This is a genomic window from uncultured Dialister sp. (assembly GCF_900541605.1).
In the GTDB taxonomy this organism is placed as follows: domain Bacteria; phylum Bacillota; class Negativicutes; order Veillonellales; family Dialisteraceae; genus Dialister.
On the sequence record NZ_UQKJ01000146.1, the window covers coordinates 1 to 4,309 of the forward strand.

The following is a 4,309-nucleotide window of genomic DNA, read 5'->3' on the forward strand; positions in this document are numbered from 1 at the left end:
TTGCATAAAAATCCAAGAATGAAATCTGACAACGATTTAATCAGTGCTTCCTTAACCCCGGATTTTAATGTAGTCCGGGGCAGTATGCTCCCGCTTCGAAGAATTCTTATGCAATCTGACCCTGCGAATCAGCCGGCAGTTTTTAATGATTAAAATGGCTTTCTGCTTCGATGATGCGGTACACCAGTTCCCCTGCATCGTACAGATCCTGCTCCTTCAGGTTTTCTTTGTTCGTATGGAAATCAGCCATACCTACGCCAACGAGGACCGAGGGGAATCCCTTGGTGCCGAACCAGTTGGCATCACTGCCGCCGCCGGAGGGGGCGGCTTTCATGGTAAAACCTGCAGCATCACAGGCACTCCTGAACAGGCGGAGTACCGGGTCCGATTCTTTGACAGTGAAGGCATCGTAGGCCTTTTCTTTTTTGATTTCCAGATGGCCTTCCGGAAATTTCCCGGCAGCCTTTCGGAAGGAATCTTCCATGCGGGCTACCACATTTTCCAGTTTTTCCTTGCTGCGGCTTCTTGCTTCCCCGTGGACGACGCAGTAATCGGGAACAATATTCACTGCTGTGCCGCCTTCAATGGTGCCCAGGTTGCAGGTGGTTTCTTCGTCGATTCGTCCATTGGGGGAACCGGCAATGCCCAGGGCCGCCATGGCGATGGCGCTGGTCCCTTTCTCCGGACACATGCCGGCATGGGCTGCTACACCGTGGCAGATAAAATCCACCGTGTATTCTGAAGGTCCTGCAATGAAGACCGACCCCGCCGGGCCGTCAGCATCCAGGGTATAGCCGAAGTCGATATCCTTTGCATACGCCTCTTCCAGGTTCCGGGAACCGAAGAGTCCGATTTCTTCCTGTACCGTAAAGATGACAGTGATCTTACCATGGGGAATATAGGATTCCTTCATAAGGTGGAGCCCTTCCAGAATGGCTGTGACCCCGGCTTTATCATCGCCGCCGAGAATGGTATTTCCTTTGGAGCGGAAGACGCCATTCTCCAGGATGGGCTCGATGTTTCTGCAGCATTCCACGCAGTCCATGTGGCCTGTCAGTGCAATGGAAGGAAGGCCTTCGGCATTGCCGTTGAATGTGGCAATCAGGTTCCCGGAATTGCCACCATTAATGGAGCCTCCATTGTCTTCCACAATCCGGGAAGCTCCCAGTTTCCTGAGCTCCTGCTTCAGGTAGTCGCAGACCTCACGCTCTCCCTTGCTGGGAGCATATATTTTTACGAGGTCCGTGAATGTTTTCTTCATTCTTTCTTTATTAACCATAAAAGACACCTCTTTCTATATTTGCTATACCTATTATAGTGTAGAAGGGAAAGAGAGTCTAATGGCATGGGGACAGCTGCTCAGTATTTGGCCCATCCACCCCATGGCACGCTGGAATACATATCCTCCTCTCCCTGCTTGACGGGGGTTCCTTTATTTCCTATGATGAAGAAAAGGGGGTGGGACTATTGAGACGATGGATTATGCATGTGGACATGGATGCTTTTTTTGCTTCCGTAGAGCAGCGGGACCATCCGGAACTCAAAGGAAAGCCGGTCATTGTGGGAGGCCAGGGAAAACGGGGCGTCGTGGCCACAGCATCCTACGAAGCCCGCCGCTTTGGCGTTCATTCTGCCATGCCGGGGTCTAAGGCCCGGGAACTCTGCCCTCAGGGAATATTCCTGCCGCCCCGGTTTGATGCCTATAAAGAGGCATCGGACGAAATTCATGAAATCATGCTCCACTACGCCGATACCTACGAGCCCATATCCCTGGATGAAGCGTTCCTGGATATTTCCGGCATGGGGACCCATTATCCCACGCTGGGGGCTATCGGAAGGGCCATTAAGGCGGAAATTCTCCGGAAAACGGCGCTGGTAGCTTCCGTAGGCATCGGACCCAATAAATTCCTGGCAAAAATGGCCAGTGACATGGATAAACCGGACGGTCTTTTTATCATTCCCTATGGAAAGGAAAAGGAAATACTGGCACCCCTTCCCGTGAGACGCCTGTGGGGCGTGGGCAGGGTGACGGAATCAAAGCTCCTGGAAGCAGGCTTTCGGACAATCGGAGATATCCAGCGGGCCCAGTCGGGGGCCCTCTCTTTTCTTGGAAACCAGGGGACCCTGCTGAAGCGCCTTTCCTTTGGTCTCGATGACCGTCCGGTGGTGGGAACAAGGGAAATCAAATCCATCGGTGACGAATCGACCTACGAAAAAGATATTACCGATCCGGTGGTGATGGAGCGGGAAATCGCTATTCACAGCGATGTGGTGGCCCAAAGGCTCCGGCGCCATGGACTCATGGCCAGGACGATTTCCCTCAAAATCCGCTTCGCTTCCTTCCGCACAGTGACCCGGTCCCTGTCCCTGGAGGAAGGGACGAGCCTCCAGGAAGATATTGACCGGAGTGCCCGGGTCCTTTTGAAAAAGATCCCTCTCCAGGAGGGAGTCCGGCTTATCGGTGTGACCGCATCCAACCTGGGACCGCCTATGTACATGGAGTCCCTCTTTACCAACGATCGGGAAAAGAAAAACCGGGCGGCAAAAGCGATGGATGAGATTCAGGCCCAGTTTGGTAAAAAGGCTTTGCAGAAAGGATTCTGGCTGGAGGAAAAGAAGTAGGGATCTGGCAGTCTTCTCCAGCACCCAACGCAGCACTTGCTTTTGACAGGTATAGCGCCGGATAGTATCATATAGAAGTCCGTTTATGTAATAGCATTGTTCATATGAGGAGGAACAGCTATGAAATCATTAGTACTCTGGTCCAGCCGTACGGGAAATACGAAGGCTGTGGCTCATGCCATTTATGAGGCCCTGCCGGGAGAAAAAGAAATTGGGGAAGAGGGAAGGATCTCCGATTTTTCCGGCTATGACATTATTTTTGTGGGATTCTGGGCATTCCGGAGGGGCGCCGATATGGTGGCCAGAAGGACCCTTTCTTCCATCCATGGAGGAAAGGTGGCGGTCTTTGGTACCGCCGGTACCTATCCGGACTCTCCGGCGGCCCATGATTATCTGGAAAATGCGGCAGCCCTCCTGCCGGATGATAGTATCTGCGTGGGTACCTTTATCTGCCAGGGCCGGGTCCATTCCTTCCATGTGGGCAAAAGAAGTGAGCATGCACAAAAGGTGCATCCTATGACACCGGAACGGCTGGGCCGCCTGCAGGAAGCGGAAAAGCATCCGAATGAAGAGGATTTCAGAAAGGCAGGGGCCTGGGCACTGGGTATGGTCCGGAAACTGTAAAATGATGGAGACGTGGCAGATGGCTTCTCTATAGAGATGGCCTTCTGCCATCCTTGTTTTGCGATAAATGGAATGGCCCGGAAGGGCAGAAAGGATTCCTATGAATGGACAGATGACAGCCGGCATCCTGGCTTCTATCCTGGCGGCCCTCCTTTTTACGGGCATGGATGTGAGTGCTAAGGCCCTGGCCCACCTGGGAATGGGAGAAATCACCTTCATCCGGGGCCTGGTGGGTCTTCTTTTTATTCCTTTCCTGGCACGGGGCGAGGGAAAGCCTCTTTTCTCGGGGAAAGACCGGGGCCTTCTCCATCTTCGGGGACTCATGGGGGGATTCGGCATTCTCCTTTTCTTCTACAGCCTTCCGGGATTGACTCTGGGGGATGCGGAAATCCTGGTGCAGCTTTCTGCGTTCTTCATGTGTATCCTGTCTCCCCTTTTTCTGAAAACCACACCCTCCGGGAAAGTGGCGGTCTGGCTTTTCGTGATTGCTGCCGGGGCAGCTGTCGTTCTTCGCATCTGGAATTTCCAGGCCTTCAACCGGTACGCCTTCCTTGGGCTGCTGTCGTCCTTCTGCTCCGCCTGTGCCTATACCTGCATTGGGAAGCTGACAGAGAAAGGGGGCCACTCGGGGGCGGAGCTGGTCTTTTACTTCCAGGCCTATTCCATGGTGGGCGGCGCCGCTCTCATGGCGGGCCACACGGTTATGCCGCTCTTGGGGGACTGGCCATGGATCCTGCTCCTTTCTTTCTCGGCCCTCTTTGCACAGGTGGCCCTCACCTGGGGCTGTACCCATATCCCTCCGGTAATTGTGACATTCGCCATGTATACGGGTCTCCTTTTCCATATCCTGGCGGGCTGGATCCTGTGGGGAGAGAAGCTGACCCTGTATTCCTGGATCGGAGGGGCCATCATTGTCTTTGGCAGTGCCATGCTGCTATGGGAGACGAGAAAAAGAGAAGAAAATTAAGGAAGCACTGATTAAATCGTTGTCAGATTTCATTCTTGGGCTTTTATGCAATGCAAGGAATAATCCGACGCGAATAGCGAGCTATTTAAGGAGGAT

General features: G+C 53.3%; 4 protein-coding genes. 3 read left to right on the top strand and 1 reads right to left on the bottom strand.

Annotation, left to right across the window (positions count from 1 at the left end):
• Nucleotides 1-142: 142 nt before the first annotated feature.
• Entirely contained in the window at nt 143-1,279 is a 1,137-nt protein-coding gene (locus QZR21_RS08265; protein ID WP_296096309.1) for a M20/M25/M40 family metallo-hydrolase, read from the bottom strand.
• A 179-nt stretch (nt 1,280-1,458) separates the two neighbouring features.
• Here QZR21_RS08265 and QZR21_RS08270 point away from each other — a divergent pair, with 179 nt between their 5' ends.
• The 3 genes from QZR21_RS08270 (at nt 1,459) to QZR21_RS08280 (ending at nt 4,213) form a co-directional block, all read left to right on the top strand.
• Entirely contained in the window at nt 1,459-2,622 is a 1,164-nt protein-coding gene (locus QZR21_RS08270; protein WP_309296410.1) for a DNA polymerase IV, read from the top strand.
• 120 nt (nt 2,623-2,742) lie between these two features.
• Entirely contained in the window at nt 2,743-3,246 is a 504-nt protein-coding gene (locus tag QZR21_RS08275) for a flavodoxin family protein (RefSeq protein WP_296974864.1), read from the top strand.
• Nucleotides 3,247-3,346: 100 nt separating this feature from the next.
• Complete coding sequence (locus tag QZR21_RS08280; protein WP_296096303.1) at nt 3,347-4,213, top strand: DMT family transporter; 867 nt, start codon at nt 3,347-3,349, stop codon at nt 4,211-4,213.
• The last annotated feature ends 96 nt before the right edge of the window (nt 4,214-4,309 follow it).